We start from the raw sequence: 18,195 nt of genomic DNA, 5'->3' as shown, positions 1-18,195 counted from the left end.
ATGACGACGTTATTGTCCCGTCGCTCATTCGCGGTCGGCGCCTTGGCCTCGGCGGGCCTTGGCGGCGGTCTCGTTTGGAGATCGAAGGCGTCGGAGCGCCTGGAGGACCCCACCAGCGGGCGAGCCCTGATATTCGAGGACAATTTCACCAGGCTCGATTGGTCGGCCTGGAGCGCCGGTCCGAAGCCGACGACCTCCGATCCGGGCTTTTACGGCCGTTCGGCCTTCGCGAGAGACAGCGGCGAAGAGGGTTTCAATCCCTATGCGATTGTCGACGACCCAAATGCGAGCGACGGCAAGGCGTTGGAAGTGGCTGCAAAATATATCGGACGGCCGATGAAGGTCCCCAATTATTACGGCAATGACCTCGCCGAGTTTCAGTGGATATCGGGCAACCTTCAGACGGCCAAGCGCGACGGCACGGTCCTCAAAGGCTGGCGGCGCGGCTATTTCGAGGCGCGGATGCTGTTTCCGAGACACCCGCTGAGCTGGCCTGCCTTCTGGATGATGAACGGACGCAGCATCCTTCGTCCTCAGACGAGCATCGAAATCGACGTCGTCGAGCACAAGGGCTGGGAGCCGACGCTCTACGGGGCCTATCTGCACGAATGGGGGCAACCCGGCGAGCATAATGAAGGAACCGGCGTGCCTACTCCCATCGATATGACCGCCGGTTATTGCCGATACGGGGTGCTGGTCACCGACACCGAATGCACGATCTATTTCGAGCGGCAGCCCATCGTTGATACCAAGACCGGAATGCCGGCGGTCTGGACGATCAACCGCTCCGCGCAACTCGACGCGGATCAGGACGTGTTCTGGCCGGTCCTCACGCTCGCGCTGCGTTCGGATGTCCCTTATCCGCAGCCGCTCCTGCCCGCGGACACGCTCACACGCATGCGGGTGGATTATTTCCGGGTCTATGCCTGACGGACAAGCTTTCGCTGCGCAATCAACTCACCTTTGCCGTCATGTAGCGGGTCGACGGAGCGGTCAGCGTTTCGCCATCCGGCTCGGCGCTCGAAAGGCCGGCCAGGATGAAGAACACAAGGCCGAGATCGACGGTCGGCCCCGCAACCATGGCGCCGATCATCAGGCAGGCGCAGCCGTTGCGCGCGGCCAGCCGGATATCCGAGGTGAAGGTGCGCGGCGTCCCGCGCCGTTTCGAGAATGCCGAAATCGCAAAGAGCAAAAACATGATCGTTCCGGGTATTCCGACATTGGAGAGCAGCGCGAACAGGAAGCTCGACGTGCGGGAGGTGCCGAGGCCAACCCCGAGACCGTAGGAGTCGAGAAAATTCTGGTATCCATAGGTGTTCCAGGAACCGCGTTCGACCGCGGAAGACGAGGTGGACTTGCTGAAGATGAGCAGGTCAAAATAGTCGTAGAGTTGCCGGAAAAGCGCATCATTGAGGGCAATGACCAATGCGACGAGACAAATCAGCGGCAGTGCAAACAGCACGATCGCCGAACTGTTCCGGGTTCCGGACTGCCCGCCGGAACGGAACAAGGCGGTGATATACAGGATCACGAAGCAAAACGGCAAAGCCAACAGGCCCGCCGACGACGTAGACCGTATCACCAGCAAGGTCGTGACAAGGAAAAGGGCGCCGCTCCATCTCAGGTCGCGCCCACAGAGCCACAGCGTGCCGGTAAACCCGACTGAGGCGAGGCTGATCCCGGCGAATGCCGACGCTTCCGGCCACGAGCCGACGATACGCTTGACACCGGCGACGACGTCATCGTCGTGAAATGTGTATTGGGCGTTGCGGATGTAGAGAAAAAGGTCTTGAGCCCCAGTGCCATAGGTTGCGATGTCGAGTACGGCAAAGAAGGCATTCGCGCCGGCGAATACCAGAACCCCGATGGTGATTGCCCTGAAGCCGGCCATGGTGGATCCGATTGCCAGGATCAGGACATAGGCAAGAAGATCTGCGGAAACGTAGACCGCCTGGGTGAAATTGCTGGAGACCGGCCCCAAAGGCACAGTGCGGCCGGTGGATGGATATTCGGAAACGCCGAGCGGGATGATGTCCGTCATGCGGGCAAGCAGGCGCGGCGCGAAAAAACCCAACGCTGTTCCGTAGATCAGCAGACAGGCCAGCCAGAACCCGGGCTTGGGGAAGGACAGTGCCTTGAGCGCGATGTTGAACTTGTCTCGATAGGTCAGGACGCTGAGGGCAAGGAATGCGAGAAAAAGATGCGCCGGCTGGATGTTTGCGGATCCGATCAGGATCGCGGCCGCAGCGCCAAAAACGGAAAGGCCGATGAACACGACGATGCTCGTATGGTATCCTGCAAACAGGCAATAGAGCCCCAGAACGAGCGTAAATATTCCGATGGGCTCCAAACTCATGCGCGATACCTGTCGTTGCCAGCGCCCATCAGCCGATCGTTCCGCTATTTGATGCCGGCGAAGGAGGTCGTGGGCCGATGGCGGCCGGAGCCGAACCAGCCGTTTCGGCGCCTTGCTCCGTCCTCTTCTGTGTTTCGATGATGAACGTCGGCGGGTCTTGTTTGGCGCCAGGCTTGGCATGGACGTCAGGGCGCACTTGGGCGACGATCGCCTTCCAGCTCCTCATGACCGGATCGAAATAGGCGCCTTTGAACGTATTGAATTTCTGCAATGAGGCGTTGCTGTAGCCGGAGATGCCGAACACTGCCTTTTCTCCTCTTTCAGGCCGGTAGCCGGTTCCAAACATCCAGTCGAAGATCGAAAGGTTGGTTCCGAAATTTTTGTCCCAATGGCGCTCGACCTTGCTGTGGTGGATCTGATGCATGTGGGGGCTGATCAGGAACCGGTCGAACCAACCCAGACTGACCGGAATATGCGAGTGCTTGAGGGGATCGAGCGTCCAGATGGTGAATATCTTGCTCGCCACGGCCCGCAGGGCGACCGCTTCGACGAGGCTGATGCCGAACAGGAACATGAACAGCCCGGCAAATGTGCCGGTGATCACGCCGGCGGCGATCCCACCATAGACCAGCGGGAAGGAGTGGCCGCGCTTGGATGTCAGGGGATTGAGGAAATCGGCCGAGTGATGGACTTTGTGCAACTCCCACAGGGCGGGCACCTTGTGTTCGAGGTAATGCACCAGATAATCGGCAAATTCGGCCGCAATCAGCATTACGATCGTGCACGCGAACGTCACGACGTAATTGATACCCAGCGGCGAAAAATCTGCAAAGACGGATCGCAGACCAAAATCCGTCGCGCTGGATACCAGAGCCGTGGCCGCGAGCCCCGGGGCGACGAAGACGAGATCCGTCAGCTTTCTCCAGACATAGATGATGACATCCATGTGGAAACTCTTCGATGTGAGCACATTGAAAGGCACGCAGTGCTCGAACATTTCGCGGAATGAAAAGTCTGATCGGTCTCTCCACAGCAGGAAGAAGAAGCTCAGCAAGCCCGCGCCGAAGAAAATCCCCCACGTGACGGCGAACTGCGGAAAATTCAGAAAATATGTCTGTAGATTTTCCATTTGTTCCCTTTCACTCGTTGCGTGGAGCCGAACGTGCTTCACGTCAGGACGCATTGGGGGACTGTGTATGGTCGCCATGGGTGGCAAGGCATGCAACGCAGCGACGAACTGCCGAACGATCCGTTCCAAGGCTCGTGCCCTATCCGCCCCAAGGATCGAGCCTTCGCCATGCTTCGCAAGTTACGGCAAAACCCAAGGTCGGTCGTTTTCCGAGCCGAGCCCTAGGTTATCTCCGTATCGCCGGTGGATCGTATCGCGTTGAGCCGTCCTGGCAACAGGATCAAAAGGTTTAAGCCTTGAGCAGCTTTCCATGGGTTTCTTGGGCAAATGGCCGACGATCCTGCCGGCGTTCTGCGGAAGCCAGCCTATCCATCCTCCGAAAGGCGTATTTTGCAGAACTGCGGAAGGATCGGCCACTTTCGCGCGATCGGGAACAGTGGTTCCGTGAAGCTACTCGGGCTGGCGTCTGTAAAACGCCTAGATCAGGCGTGCAAAAATTGGCTGCCCCGACGGTCGGTCGCTGGTTACCTTCGGCGATGCCGCCAGGCCAGGTCTGTCGCCGACTATTCTCGTGTAATGCCGGTCGAACCCCGCTTGATGAGTTCGCCGGAAATGCGGCGGATGACCGGCGGTTGGCCCGGAGCGCATGAACCGTTCTCCAGCATCGTCACTGCCACATCGACGATCGTATCGATCGGCTGACGGAACGTGGTTAGATCGTAATGCGGCCAGGCGGCCATGCTTATATCGTCGAAGCCTGCGACAGCGATATCCTCGGGCACGCGCACACCGCTTTCCCTAAGCGCGTCGAGGCCACCGGCCGCAAGGATGTCGTTGGCAAAAAAGATCGCGTCAGTTTCTCCCCGCGCAAGAATGTCGAGCGCAGCGGACCTTCCGGCATAGTAGCTGTATTCATTGCCATCGATCAGGGCGGAAAGCGTCATGCCATGCTCGGCGACGCGGGTGATAAAGGCGTTCTGCCGCTCCCGATTGGTTGTTGTGTGCGAAAGGCCTGCGACATAGGCGACGCGACGGCGGCCGATAGCATGAAAATGGTCGGCGATGGCCCGCGCGCCCTCGGCATTGTTGCAGATCACACAACTGAGTTCGGTGTCTTCCGCCACGCGGTTGATCAGGATCGCGGCCCTGCCGTCGGTTGCCCATTGCAGCGTCGGGCCGGACAGGATGGTCGCGGAGATGATGATGACCGCATCGACATTGTAGCGCCTCAGCGCCGAAAGCTGCTCCTCGAGATCGGTGCCCCTGGTGACGTTGAACATCAGGCTCTGCAGCCCGATGCGCTGCAGGGCGCGCGATAGCTGCTCGATCAGCGCCGGATAGAACGGGTTCTGCATATCGGAGATGACGATGCCGACGATATTCGTGCGGCTCTTCGACAGCATGCTTGCAATCGCATTGGGATGGTAATCCACGTTCTCGGCAAAACGGACGATCTTTTCCCGTAACTCGGGGGCGATGCTCGCGCCCGGCGTAAAGGCGCGTGAGACCGCCGATTGGCTGACGCCGAGCATGCGGGCAAGTTCACGCGCCGTCATCGGCTTGCGTCTGCTTTTTTCGCTGGCGGTCTCATTCCTGCTCAATGACGGCTCCCCTTGGCTTGGCTGCAACCGATGCGCGCTTCTCACTATGCCTCAAACAGCCGGCCATCAATATGAAAAATTGAGGCGGACGGCCAGCTTGCATCCGTATGCAACGCACGTTAGGTTCGGCATCGGTCGGGAGGACACCCGCCCAGACAATCGGATGGTGGAGACGCGGATGTCCAAAGCTCTGGACGGCCTGCGGGTCGTCGATTTCTCGGATACCCTGGCGGGACAGTTTTGCGCGCGGCTGCTGGCGGATTTCGGCGCCGAGATAACGCTGATCGAACCTCCGGAAGGCTCACCTATCCGGCGTATGCCGCCGTTTTCTCTAGCCGATCCGGCCCTCTCGCTGCGATTTTGGCATCTGAACACCGGCAAAAAATCCGTCGTCATCGATCGGACAAGCGCTGGTGGGCAGGAGACGTTGGAGGCCATGCTTTGCGGGGCGGATATCGCCCTACTGCCGGAGGATTTGGATCCCGAGAAGGTCATGCACCTCAATCCCGCCTGCATCGCGGTCTGTATCTCCGCCTTTGGTTGCGACGGACCGCTGAAGGAGTGGCGCGGGCCGGAGATCGTTCTTCAGGCCCTGTCCGGGATGATGAACAACAATGGCGCCTATGGGCGGGAACCTCTCTATGGCGTCGGCGAGCGTGCATCGTTTGCCGCAGGGCAGGCGGCCTATATCGGCATCATGACGGCTTTGCACGAGCGCCATTCCAGCGGTCTCGGCCAGATCGTGGCGATCGATGCCGCCGAAACCGCTGCGGCCATGTGTTTCCCTTATGTCATGCGACACATCTATAACGGTTCGATCCACACGAGGCAGGACCAGACGATCCCGGCAGGGCAAGTGAAGTGCCGCGATGGTTGGGTTTGCATCTGGATCTACAATCACCGTTGGCGCGCGGTCTGCACCGCGCTCGATCTGCTCCCTCTGGAAACCGACCCGCGCTTTTCCGATCCCCAGGTGCGGCGGGCAAATTGGGATACCCTTTACGAGATCATTCAGGACAAGGTCGCGAACTGGCCTGCTGAGGACCTGGTGGATCGGCTGCAGAAAGCCCAGGTCATTGCCGCAAAAGCCTATCGTCCATCCGAGCAGATCCATAACCGCCACCTGAACGGCCGACACTATTGGGAAAAGGTCGAGGACCGGCTGATCCTTGGCCCGCCGTTCCGCTTGAGCGCCACACCGCGCGTGGTCAGATCCGGCGCGCCCGCACTTGGGGCGCTGAAGATCGATCCCGCGGTCTGGGAGGCCAAAAGCCGGCAGCCGCGGCAATCGTCGAGATCTTCTCAACTGCCGCCGCTCGATGGTCTGAGAGTGATCGAGATCACCACGGCCTGGGCGGGCCCGATGGCGGGCCGGGTCCTTGCCTATTTCGGTGCGCAGTCAATCCATGTGGAATCACCGAACCGCGTGAATTCCTGGCGGCTCAACAAGGAGAGGCCGAACCCGATCAATTTTCCGGATGGCGAACCGGGCTCCCGGCCATTCGACCGGTCCTTTCTCTTCAACTCGCAGAATGTCAACAAACTCTCCTGCATCCTCAACCTGAAGACGGAGGAGGGGCGCAGTACGCTGCGCCGACTCGTTGCCGTCGCCGATATATTAATCTGCAATTTCAGGCCCGGCACGCTCGCAAAACTCGGGCTCGACTACGAAAGCCTCACAGCAATCAAGCCGGACATCATCGTTGCGGAGCTCCCTGCTTTCGGAGGCAGCGGACCGATGTCGGGATACGCAGCGCTGGGCCCGACCATGGAGATGGCAACCGGAATGTCGGCAATGATGGCCTATCCGGGCGGGCAGCCGGAAAACAGCGGGCCTTCCTACCTAGACCCGATCGGCGGCTTCAACGCGGCTGCTGCGATCTTGACGGCGCTTCATGATCGGGACCGGACGGGCAGGGGCCAGTATGTCGAGGTGCCCCAGGTCGAAGCGGCGATGCAGTTCATCGGCGCGGAACTCCTGCTGGCGGCCGAGAGCGGGGTCGACCCCCTCCCGGATGGCAACCGCGTTGCGAACATGTCGCCGCATGACGCTTTTCCGGCAAGGGGCGAAGACCAATGGGTGGTCATCGCTGCCGAAAACCAGGTGCAATGGCAGGCGCTCTGTTCCGCCATCGGGCATCCTGGGCTCGCAACCGACCCGCGGTTCTCCGATCTTGCAGCACGCAAGCGCCATGAAACGGAACTGACTGCGATACTGTCCGAGTGGACTGCTGTGCGAAACAAGCACGCGGTCGCAAGGCTTCTTCAATATGCCGGGGTGGCCGCCGCCCCGGTTGCCAATGCCGCCGATGTCGCCTCCAGCACCTATCTTGCCCATCGGGGGTTCTTCACGGAGCTTGATCATCCGGATGCCGGGCGGCATCGTTATCCGGGCCTGCCGATCCACCTCAGTCGGACGCCGGGCAGCCAGCGCCGCCCGGCCCCGCAGTTCGGCGGAGACAATAGGTATGTCCTCGAAGATATCCTCGCCCTGCCTGCCCTTGAAATCGCCCGCGTTTCGGCAGGCGATGTTATGGCCACGGTCCCTTTTCCGGATGGTTGATAGATGGATCAGGACGATATGCCCCTAGTTTTCCCCAGAGATCTGACTGGCGATATCCAGCTCGACAACGATCCGCGTTATGTCGGCACGATCCACGATGATGCCATCGCCCGGGCGCGGGGTTACAAGGCTGCGCTCATTCCGGGGGCTTTCGTTTACGGTCACATAAGTCGCGTTGCACTGCAGGCCTGGGGAGAGGCCTGGACGAGACGCGGCGCCATGGGTGCTCGCTTTCGCCGGCCCGTTTATAACGGCGGTCGTCTCCTCATTCGCGCCGGAATGCTGGAGGGCGACGCAGCCATGCGCCGTGCGCAGGTTTCGGTGACCAACGAGGGGGGCGAAGAGGTGGCCAGCGGCTGGGTCGGCCTGCCTGACGCGGCTCCGGTCGTGCCCGATATATCGGCATTTGCGCCCATTCCGAGACCGGAGGTTCCCTCGAAAGGCGACGTAGGAAGCCTCCAGCCGGGCATGTCACTGACCACGGCCAACCGGGTGCTGACCCAGGGTGATTTCGAGGCATCTCTGCGCGCCTTCGGAGAGGGCGAACCTTTCTACAAGCGTGAGGGCATCGTCCACTCCGGCTGCGCCATGCGTCTTGCGATGGGAGATGCGCATAATAGTTTCCGGTTTCCCTCGCCGGTCGTCTTGACGGAGATCGAGACCGAGCACTTTGCGCAGGTCAGGCCCGGCCAGCGGCTTGCAACGGTAGGGCAGGTCGCCCAGGTCTATCAGCGCAAGGGCAAGCATTATCTGGGGACCGAGGAATTCCTGCTGGCGGATGGGCTTCTCGTCGCGCGCTTTCGGCGCACCCAGATCTATGCCTATGACACTCCCGGCCCATGATTGCCTCAGCCATATTTTTCGAAAAGCAGCGCTTGCATACGGATGCAAACTGCGCAATGCTGCAAGGATGGAAGAGGGTGACGGCATCAAGTCGGTCACATGATCGATGCGGCCGGGGAGAGTCGTACGAGGTCAGCGAACTGCATGTCGGCATCGGGCTAACGGCCACTATGGACGGACATGGCTCCTATCGAGATTTTGGGATCGGCTTTGGCCGGGTGATTTCGTCTTAATGAGGTGCGCAGTGGCGACGGCGACGACGATCAAATCCATCGAGGCTTTTCAGGTTAGCTGGGAACCGAACGAGCCGCCGGGTCGCCGTAGCGCCATCGTCCGCGTGACGACCACCGACGGCATTGTCGGACATGGAGAGGCCTCGCCGATGATGGGTGGCGAGCACTCGCTCGGGGTGGTTCGTGACTTTGCATCTTCCCTGGTTGGGGTTGATGCTTTGGACCATGCGGTCCTCTACGACAAGCTGCTGCATAAATATGTGAAGCTTGGCCCGGAAGGGGCCGTCACGGGCGCGCTTGCGGCCCTCGATATTGCGCTGTGGGACATCAAGGGCAAATATTTCGACCAGCCGATCTTCAAGCTGCTCGGCGGCGGTTGGCGCACGGAAATACCGTTCTATGCCTCGATCGGGGGGAATGCCGGACGCACCGTCGACGAGACCGTGAAGGCGGTCGAGGCGCGCTGGAAATCCGAGACGCCTGCCGCTATCAAGGTCCGCTGGGACGGCGATCGCACTCGGCAGGACTATGACGTTCCGGGCGATATCGCCAAAGCCAAGGCAGTGCGCAAGCTGGTGGGCGACGATTTCCCGCTCGCCTTCGACGCCAACAATCAATATTCGGTCGGCGGAGCGATCCGGGTGGGCCGAGCTTTGGAGGAGCTCGGTTACCTCTGGTTCGAGGAACCGGTCCAACACTATAACGTGCGCGCGATGGGAGAGGTCGCGCAGCGTCTGGACATCACCGTGTCGGCGGCGGAACAGACCTACACCACCCAGGCACTGATCGACATCATCAATGCCGGTGTCCGCATGGTGCAGCCGGACATCATCAAGATGGGCGGCATCACCGGGCTCATGCAATGCGCTGCGGTCTGTTACGCACACGGCGTCGAACTGGTGCCGCATCAGACCCAGCCGACCATTGCACATGCTGCTAACCTGCACGTTCTGGCGACCATCATGCATCTGACGAAGCCGGCGGAATTCGCCGATCCGTCGACGCGCATGCATGGCGCGTTTGCCAATCCGCCAAAACCGTCAAATGGAAAATTCGAAGTTCCGAGCGGTCCGGGTCTCGGTCTGGTGATCCACGACGCCGAATTGGACAAACGGCGAAGCTGAAAAGCGAAACTTGTCTTTGGGAGGAGATAATGAGCTTGAACAGAAGAGAATTTCTTGAACTGGCGGCAGCCGCCACGGCGCTGAGCGCGACAGGTATCCCCAGCACCGCCAATGCCCAGAAGAGCACCGATGTCATTCGCATCGGCATTGCTGCGGGCGGCCCTCGCACCAGCGACCCCAACTTCACCACACAGGGTTCCGACAACTGGGCGACGGAGCAGATGTACGAACAGCTCGTCCGGCCGGAAGATGGCGATTTCGCCACGACGCCCGACAAATACGTGCCGACGCTCGCGACCGAATGGAAATCGTCGTCAGACGCCAAGACCTGGACCTTCAAGCTGCGTCAGGGCGTGCAGTTCCACAAGGGTTACGGAGAGATGACGTCGGAGGATGTCGTCTTCTCCTACAAGCGCGCCATTGCCGATGGCACCAATAAGACCATCATGTCGAATGTCGCGGATGTGGTCGCCAAGGGGCTGTACGAGGTCGACGTCGTCCTGAAGACGCCGGACGTGAACCTGCTGGGTACGACGATCTTTTCCAACAATACCTCGATCGTTTCGAAGAAAGCCTTCGACAAGATCGGTGCCGAGAAATTCATGACGGATGCGGTGGGAACCGGTCCCTATGAACTCACCCGTTTTGACAGCGAGTGGGGCGAAGCCATGAAGCGCCACGAGGGCTATTGGGGAACCAAGGCGAAGATCGCCGGCGTCGAATGTGTTTTCATTGCCGATACCACAGCCCGGACACTGGCGCTTCTCTCCGGCAATGTCGACATGATCGAGGCCGTCCGCGCGCCTGGCTGGGTGGATTCGATGCTTCAGCGTGATCCGACCCTGCAATTCGACATGACGCAGCCGGGGTCGTTCAACACGCTCCACATCAACCTGAAACGCAAGCCTTTCGACAACCTCAAGGTCCGCCAGGCGTTGATGTATGCGATCGACCGTCACGCTGTCGCCGACGCGCTGAAGCCGATGGGCGGGTTCATGGCCGGTCTGCAGCCGGACTTTTTCCCGGCCGGTTTCAAGACGGAGGACCTGCCGCCGGAATTGCAGTACAAGCCCGATCCGGCAAAGGCGAAGGCGCTGCTGGCGGAAGCGGGCTTCCCCAACGGCTTCGATTTCGACAGCAATTGCAGCCAGCGCGAAGACTATTCATCGACGATGCTGATCGTGCAGGAACAGCTACGCGGTGTCGGCATGCGCATGAACCTGAAGATCGGCGATCATACCGCCTATCACGCCGACAATCGCAGCGACAAAAACACGCTTGCGATGCACTCGTCCAGTTATCCGCCGATCCCGACCCAGCTCTATTTCCAGCAGCTTTCGTCGAAATCGGAAGCCAAGCCGGATGGCAAGGGCGGCGGTGCCTATAGCCACTACGGTGTGGTTATGCCGGGTATCGATGATTTGCTCAGCCAGGCTCTGCAGGCGACCGACTACAACACCTATCTCGAACTCTGCAAGAAGATCGAGCTGCAGGTCCTGCGTGATCTGCCGCTGATCGCGCTTTCGAGCCTTTCCTTCACCGTGGCTCGCAACAAGCGCGTCAACCTCGGCTATCCGGTCAAGAGCGGTTACGCCCGCTGGCGTTTCCATCGCGCCACCAAGACCGCCTGACGTCGTCGATCGAGTTCCAAATCCGCCATCCCCCGCAAGCGCGTCGCACTTGCGGGGGATGGCTTTTTGTTGCTCGGAAAATGACGGCAATCCGTCTTGAGGTTTGCCGTGAGGCGCCGTCAGGCCGGGATCGCCGGAGACGGTCTGGCGAGCGGGATGGGAAACGGCTTTGCGAAATGACATGCCGCCAATTGGCCCGGTGCGACTTCGCGCAGCGGCGGTCGCTCGATGCTGCAGATCTCCTGCCGGATTGGGCACCGGGTATGGAAACTGCAGCCTGGCGGCACGCGTTTGGGGCTCGGGACGTCGCCTTCCAGAATGATGCGCTTGCCCTTGCGTTCGGGATCCGGTTCAGGCGCTGCCGATAACAGCGCCTGCGTATAGGGATGCTGCGGCATCCCGTAGATCTGTTTCTTTGGCCCGATCTCGACGATCCGACCAAGATACATGACCGCCACGCGATCGGCGATGTGGCGAACGACAGCAAGGTCATGGGCGATGAACAGGAAGGAGAAGTTCTTCTTCCTTTGAAGGTCCTGCATCAGGTTGATGATCTGCGCCTGGACGGAGACATCGAGAGCGGAGACGGGTTCGTCGGCCACGATGAATTTCGGATCGACCGCGATCGCGCGTGCAATGCCGATGCGCTGGCGCTGGCCGCCGGAAAACTGCCGCGGGTTGCGGTCCATGAAGCTCGGAGAGAGCCCCACCTGGTTCATCAGGTCCGCAACGCGTTCCCGCCGGTCGCGCCGGGACCTGACCAGGCCGAACACATCCAACGGCTCGGCAATGATCTGGGCCACCGTGCGACGGGGGCTGAGCGAGCCGTAAGGGTCCTGAAAGATCATCTGCAGGTGGCGGCGCATGTCGCGCATCTGTGCGGGCGCCAGCCCGGTCAACTCGGTATTGTCGAAATGGACCCTGCCAGCCGTGGGATCGATCAGCCGCAGCAGAAGGCGACCGAGGGTGGATTTCCCGCAACCGGATTCGCCGACAAGCGCCAGCGTCTCGCTGTGATTGACCGAGAAGGAACAGCCGTCGACGGCACGCACATCGTCGGACCGCTTCCCGAGGCTGAAGCCGAGGCCGGAACCGAACGTCTTGCCGAGATCTTCGACGCGAAGGATGGGATCGGTCATTGCAGGGATGCCTCCTTCTTTTTTGCATCCGCCTGTCCGGCTGTCACCCAGCATGCCGCCCGTTGGTCCGGTCCGAAGGAGAACATCGGCGGCATTTCCCTGGCGCATTTTTCGATGCGCAAGGAACATCGCTCGTAGAAAGGACAGCCTGTCTTGATCGATCCGGCCAGCGGCACCGATCCCGGGATCTGGTAGAGACGATCGCGGTCGTCGTCGAGCCGCGGGATTGATTGCAACAATCCCCGCGTATAGGGGTGACAGGGCGTGCGGAAAATCGAAAGGACATCCGCTTCCTCGACAACCCTGCCGGCATACATCACCACCACCCGCTCGCAGACATCCGCAATAACGCCGAGATCGTGCGAAATCAGCAGTACCGCAGTGTTCAGCGTGCGACGCAGCTTGTGCATCAGGTCGAGAACCTGTGCTTGGATGGTTACGTCGAGCGCCGTCGTCGGTTCGTCGGCGATCAGTAGTTTCGGGTTGCAGGCCAATGCCATGGCGATCATCACGCGTTGACGCATTCCGCCGGAGAACTGATGCGGATAGGAATCCACGCGTCCGGCCGGATCCGGTATGCCGACCAGCCCCAGCATTTCGATGACACGCGCGCGCCTTTGCTCGCCGGTCATTGCTTCGTGGAGCATGACCGCCTCGCCGATCTGGTCGCCGATCTTCATGACCGGGTTCAGCGAACTCATCGGCTCCTGGAAGATCATCGCGATGTCCCGGCCGCGGATTTCGGGCATTTTCGAGCGTGGGAGGTCGAGCAGGTTGACCCCGTTGAATTCGATACGGCCTTGCACGATGCGTCCGGGCGGTTCGGAGATCAGCCGCAGGATGGAGAGCGAGGTGATCGACTTGCCGGATCCGGATTCCCCGACGATTCCGACCGCCCCTCCGGGTGGGATTTCGAAACTCACGCCATCGACCACCCGGATCGGGTTGGCCTTCGGGCCGAATTCGACGGCAAGATTATCGACCTTCAGGAGCGGCACCGTCATTCGGAGATCTCCGGATCGAGCACGTCTCGCACAACGTCGCCCAGAAGGTTGAACGAGAGGACGACGCAGGTGATAGCGAAGCCGGCGCCGATGATCGGCCATGGCGAACCGAAGAGATTGTTGAGGCCGTCGCGGATAATATTGCCCCAGCTCGGGTTCGGCGGCTGGGTGCCGATGCCAAGGAAGCTCAGCGACGCCTCAAGGCGGATCGCGGAGGCGACCCAGAGCGTCATCAGGACCACGATCGGTGCTGCGATATTGGGAATGACGTGACGGAAGATGATGACCGGCGTGCGCAGGCCGATCGCCGTGGCCGCCTCGATATAGGGCTCTTGCTTGACCGCGAGCGTCGAGGCGCGCGCCACGCGGGCGAAGCCGGGAATGAAGGCGACGGTGATAACTGCTATGACGTTCCAGAAGCCACCACCCAGCACCGCCGCAATCATGATGGCGAGCAGCAGTTCGGGGAAAGCCAGCAGCAGGTCGATCAGGCGCGAGATCACCCGATCGATTATGCCGCCGAAATACCCTGCGACGACGCCGAGGACAGTCCCGCAGATCGCCGCCAGTACCGGAGAAATCAGGCCGAAAATCAACGAATTGCGGGAGCCGTGGATCATTCTCGAGAGTACGTCGCGTCCGAACTGGTCGGTGCCGAGCCAGTTGCTGGCCGAGGGGAGCCGGTTGATCTTGAGGATGCTCTGGGCAAGCGGATCGTATGGCGCGAGGAGCGGCGCGAAGATCGCCACTACAATAAAGATCAGCACGACCACGAACGCTATGATGGTCGAGGGGCGCGAGAACAACGTATAACCGATCTGGCTAAGCGGCTTCGGTTCCGGGGCGAGCAAGGGTGAGGAGAGCTGGGAGTTTTCGGTGGTGACGACCATTTACTGCACCCGGATTCTGGGATCGACGACGATGTAAACGAGATCCATCAGGAGGTTGATGAGCACGACAAACAGCGCGAAAATCACAACACCGCCCTGGATGACCGCGTAGTCACGTTCAGCAATGGCGCTGATGAGCAGCTTGCCGATCCCCGGCCGGTTGAAAACCAGTTCGATCGCGACCGACCCGGACAGGGTCGCAAGCATGCTGAGGCCGATGCCTGTGGTGAGCGGAAGCATCGCGTTTCGCAGGCCGTGCCGGTAAATGACCCGGCGTTCCCGAGCGCCCTTGGCACGTGCGGTGCGAATATAGTCCTTGCCGAACACCTCCAGCAGAGAGGTTCGCGTCAGTCGTCCGATGAACGCGGCCTTGACCATGGCAAGCGTTAAGGCCGGCAGGAAGACGTGATGCATGCGGTCGACAAAACCTTCGCCGCCGCCATTGATCGGAAATAACCCCATGTTCAGCGAAAAGGTGATCAGCAGCAGGGCGCCGAGGTAAAAGTCCGGGACGGCGTAGCCCAGTAGCGAGAATCCGCGAACGGCGGCGTCCGGTGCCTTGTTCCTGTGTGTCGCGGCCAGCACGCCGAGTGGAATCCCGACGCCGACCCCCATGATCATGGCGACAATAGTCAACTCGATCGTATAGGGCAGGTTATAGGCAATCAGCCTGAGCACCGACTGATTGTTCATCAGCGACGTGCCGAAGTCGAGTGTCAGCATCCCCCACAGGAAACTGAAATATTGCATCCACAGCGGGGCGTTGAGCCCCATCCGCTCGCGGAAGATTTCCAGCTGTTCGGGTGTTGCCATGTCCCCCAGGGCCGCGATCGCCGGGTCGCCGGGCAAGATGCGCATGGCGATGAAGACGAGCGTCAGCACAAGCAGAACCGTGGGAATGGCATCGGCCAGTCTCAGCAGCAAATATCGCGCCATGGTGTGTTCCTCCTCCCTGGTCGCGGTTCCGATCCTGCCTCCTCGCATTCCGGAACACGCTATTTTCACGCAGCAAACCGCCGACAGCCAATCTCAATTTTGTAACGACGTGAAATAAGGCTCGTTGGACAGGTTGGGCTGCAATCCCGGCGACAGACAAGAGCGCCCATTTTGCCGGAAGCTGACGAAATATTGCAGATGATATCGCGACTGGGTGTAGCTGCCCGGCACCGTGGCGGCAAAACCTCCGGCCTGGTCCTTCATCGGAAGCGACTTCCACCGCTCTGCCTGGTTGATGTGTCGGTAATGCAGGGTCGGTTCACCTTCCGCCTTTCCATCGAATAGGACTTCGAAATCGGCGCCCGGCTTGAAGGTCGGCGCACCGGTCACGCCGGAGGGGTGGGACAGAACCGGAAAACGTGCCTCCAGCGCGGCGATTGCCGCTGCGGCCTTCGGGCTCGCCTCAACGCTCTCATAGCAACCGCCGCCGCGGAGCGACTCCAGATCTGCCACTTCCGCCTGCATTTCCGGCAACCTCGAATGCCAGGATCCACGCAGCCATGATTGCGGACCATAGGTGAGGTCATCGGCGTAAAGATCGCGCGAGATATCGGCAATCTTTTCCCATGCCATCAGCGAACGTCTTGCATGGTCGATAACGCGGTCCATCAACGGCGTGACCTTGGTGGCGACGAACAGTTCAGCCCAGCATGCTGCCCGGAAGCGTTCTGCAAAAAACCGCGCCAGTCCGGCGCAGATCCGGATATCGATGAGCATTCTCTGGACGGCAATACTGCCGAAGCTGGACGCGCTGTTGGCTTTCAGGACTTCGCTTTCGCAGCCATTTGCCATCTCATCCAGCCAATCGGCGACATCCAGCGGCGTAAAGCGATGCGATGGTTCTCCGGCGAGCAGCAGTTCGGCATATTCACGCGCGTTGGCAAACAGCGTCGGATCGAATGTCGGTGCATTGCCGAACCGAACCGGACCTTCCATGTCGAACCCATAGGCGCGTCGACCGGAGCCTTCGACGAGTGCAAGATTGGTGTAGACCTCCGGCCAATAGTGGTTATTCGAGGCGGATGGCCCATGCGCGAGAGTAACCAGCGGCAGAACACGGCTTGCCCAGGACATTCCTTTTTCGCATTCCTCGGCGGCATCGCCGCAGACCTGTTGGAGATAGCGCATCCAGCTTTCGCGCGGCGCGGCGGGGTTGTAGAGCAACCGGCCCCAGACCCGATACTGATAGTCGTATTTCTGCCAGTCGTACCGCGTGGCATAGCCCTGCTTCTGATAGTTGAAGCGTCCGCCCGGAATGCCGGTCCCCATGCGGCCCTTGAAGCCCAGCGGCTCGCACCATTCCACGCCGTCCGACCCGGCAAACATCGAGCTGCGGCCGTAACCCGCTGCAAATTCGGGATCTCCCCACAGGAGCACGCGCTGCGTGCCCGGCCAGATGCGGTAGATGACCTTGTAGTCCTTGTCGGCCGTCAGCAGATCGCCATAGGAGTAGCGCAGGAATTTTCGCGACCCCTCGCTCAGTTGCTCCCGTTCGCTGCGAGCAACCTCCGGCGGGTATTCCTTCTCGCGGATTGCCGATTGGTGGTAGGGCGGCCCCATATGCTCTGCGAGATATTTTGGCGAGGCGGCGATCGGCATGCCGCTGTCACGGGCAATCCCGATCATCTTGTGGTCGAGACCCTTGCCGTGCATGTCGATTTCAACGGGCCGGCCGGCAGCCGCAACGCCCGCGAACGCGTCTTCCCAAAATCCGTATTCGCCTTCCGCGATGCCACCTTCCACATGCACCCGGAAGGTAAGGCCGGTGATCTCCGGTATTTCCTTTAGAAGCGTGGTGATTGCTTCGCGGCAATAGGGTGCGAGATTGTCCTTGGTGACGCCGCGGACGGTATAATTGGCGCGTGGCACATCATCGAAATCATATCGCTGGGTCCACAGCGCAAGCTGGAATTCAAGGCCGCGCCTGGCGGCTTCCCGGCCGATGAACTTGAGCATTTCGAGGTTCCGCTCGCGCTCGTCCTCCGGCAGCTCCACCACCGTCACGTCATGGCCTGGAAGGTCGAGCAGATATGGATAGGGGAAATAGAAGTAGACGTCGGTGATCCAGGGGTTGTGATAGGGATAGTTATATCCGAAGCCGAGTGCGAGCGAGAAGCGGTTGAACCGATTTGCCGCGAGCATCGAGAGATAGTCGCGCCACTGCTGGCGGTCGTAAAACCAGACCTTGTCTTCCTGTTCGCTGCAAAACATCCGGCTCATGCTGCGCACGCGGGCGGATGGCCGCTCGAGAAGCGGGTAGGTTCCCTCGAAGAGATCCACTCCGGACGCAAACTGCACACGGTCGGCGAGTTCAGTCAAAGCGAAGACCAGTCCGAGGATGTCGGAGCCCCAGGCCGAGATGCGATCGCCCTGACGGGTAAGAACGAAGCTCTCCGGTGTCTCCGGCAGGTCGACCGCCATGTCGGGGTTCCCGGGGAGACCGGCTCCGGAGACGGTGATGATCGTTCCCGATTGTGCGGCGCTCGCGATTTGAGCCTGCACATTGCGGCGGGCAAGGGCCGCCTGCAGTTCGGTCGCCGCCCAACGGACCGGATGAAACGCTGCGTCATCCGCATCAGGCAGAACAATGGTGACCGAAGTCGGTGCAGTCATAACGTCATCCTTAGAATATGAAACCATTCGTCGTTGCATGCGGCGGCGATTACCTGCGCTCCGCGGCCTTCGC

13 protein-coding genes are annotated in these 18,195 nt (G+C 60.5%); 5 read left to right on the top strand and 8 right to left on the bottom strand.

The genetic code is table 11. The features are described 5' to 3' along the window. Nucleotides 1–930 (top strand): glycoside hydrolase family 16 protein, encoded by a 930-nt coding sequence (locus RG540_RS29365; RefSeq protein ID WP_041365782.1) that lies wholly within the window; start codon nt 1–3, stop codon nt 928–930. A 22-nt stretch (nt 931–952) separates the two neighbouring features. On the opposite strand, the gene RG540_RS29360 is transcribed toward RG540_RS29365, so the two are convergent. The 3 genes from RG540_RS29360 to RG540_RS29350 all read right to left on the bottom strand — a co-directional run bounded on the left by RG540_RS29360 (nt 953) and on the right by RG540_RS29350 (nt 5,041). Continuing rightward, complete coding sequence (locus RG540_RS29360) at nt 953–2,356, bottom strand: hypothetical protein (protein WP_041365780.1); 1,404 nt, start codon at nt 2,354–2,356, stop codon at nt 953–955. A gap of 28 nt (nt 2,357–2,384) precedes the next feature. Next, nucleotides 2,385–3,614 carry a sterol desaturase family protein gene (locus tag RG540_RS31330; RefSeq protein WP_080725138.1) on the bottom strand — a complete coding sequence of 410 codons (1,230 nt, stop codon included), beginning with the start codon at nt 3,612–3,614 and terminating at the stop codon, nt 2,385–2,387. A 434-nt stretch (nt 3,615–4,048) separates the two neighbouring features. Further along, nucleotides 4,049–5,041, bottom strand: a complete 993-nt coding sequence (locus tag RG540_RS29350) for a LacI family DNA-binding transcriptional regulator (protein ID WP_051909910.1) — start codon at nt 5,039–5,041, stop codon at nt 4,049–4,051. Nucleotides 5,042–5,264: 223 nt separating this feature from the next. Between RG540_RS29350 and RG540_RS29345 the strand changes: the two genes are divergently transcribed. The 4 genes from RG540_RS29345 to RG540_RS29330 all read left to right on the top strand — a co-directional run bounded on the left by RG540_RS29345 (nt 5,265) and on the right by RG540_RS29330 (nt 11,480). Continuing rightward, nucleotides 5,265–7,649 carry a CaiB/BaiF CoA transferase family protein gene (locus RG540_RS29345; RefSeq protein WP_162182832.1) on the top strand — a complete coding sequence of 795 codons (2,385 nt, stop codon included), beginning with the start codon at nt 5,265–5,267 and terminating at the stop codon, nt 7,647–7,649. A gap of 3 nt (nt 7,650–7,652) precedes the next feature. Further along, nucleotides 7,653–8,492 carry a MaoC family dehydratase gene (locus tag RG540_RS29340; protein ID WP_041365776.1) on the top strand — a complete coding sequence of 280 codons (840 nt, stop codon included), beginning with the start codon at nt 7,653–7,655 and terminating at the stop codon, nt 8,490–8,492. 244 nt (nt 8,493–8,736) lie between these two features. After that, entirely contained in the window at nt 8,737–9,849 is a 1,113-nt protein-coding gene (locus tag RG540_RS29335) for a mandelate racemase/muconate lactonizing enzyme family protein (protein WP_041365774.1), read from the top strand. 35 nt (nt 9,850–9,884) lie between these two features. Further along, a complete protein-coding gene (locus tag RG540_RS29330) occupies nt 9,885–11,480 on the top strand; it encodes an ABC transporter substrate-binding protein (protein ID WP_157884712.1) in 1,596 nt (531 codons plus the stop codon). 119 nt (nt 11,481–11,599) lie between these two features. Here the strand turns inward: RG540_RS29330 and RG540_RS29325 are convergent, their stop codons facing one another. The 5 genes from RG540_RS29325 to RG540_RS29305 all read right to left on the bottom strand — a co-directional run bounded on the left by RG540_RS29325 (nt 11,600) and on the right by RG540_RS29305 (nt 18,122). Then, nucleotides 11,600–12,619 carry an ABC transporter ATP-binding protein gene (locus tag RG540_RS29325; RefSeq protein WP_041365771.1) on the bottom strand — a complete coding sequence of 340 codons (1,020 nt, stop codon included), beginning with the start codon at nt 12,617–12,619 and terminating at the stop codon, nt 11,600–11,602. After that, a complete protein-coding gene (locus RG540_RS29320; RefSeq protein WP_041365768.1) occupies nt 12,616–13,623 on the bottom strand; it encodes an ABC transporter ATP-binding protein in 1,008 nt (335 codons plus the stop codon). The genes RG540_RS29325 and RG540_RS29320 overlap by 4 nt, the downstream gene beginning before the upstream one ends. Then, nucleotides 13,620–14,513, bottom strand: a complete 894-nt coding sequence (locus RG540_RS29315; RefSeq protein ID WP_041365766.1) for an ABC transporter permease — start codon at nt 14,511–14,513, stop codon at nt 13,620–13,622. The genes RG540_RS29320 and RG540_RS29315 overlap by 4 nt, the downstream gene beginning before the upstream one ends. Then, nucleotides 14,514–15,449: an ABC transporter permease gene (locus tag RG540_RS29310; protein ID WP_040125405.1), complete on the bottom strand. Its 936-nt coding sequence runs from the start codon at nt 15,447–15,449 to the stop codon at nt 14,514–14,516. It abuts the gene before it with no gap. 93 nt (nt 15,450–15,542) lie between these two features. After that, a complete protein-coding gene (locus tag RG540_RS29305) occupies nt 15,543–18,122 on the bottom strand; it encodes a hypothetical protein (RefSeq protein WP_051909908.1) in 2,580 nt (859 codons plus the stop codon). Nucleotides 18,123–18,195 lie beyond the last annotated feature (73 nt).

The sequence above is a fragment of the Neorhizobium galegae bv. orientalis str. HAMBI 540 genome (assembly GCF_000731315.1).
Lineage (GTDB): Bacteria > Pseudomonadota > Alphaproteobacteria > Rhizobiales > Rhizobiaceae > Neorhizobium > Neorhizobium galegae.
The sequence above is the reverse complement of the archived record's forward strand: the minus strand, read 5'-3'. Positions and strand labels throughout refer to the sequence as shown.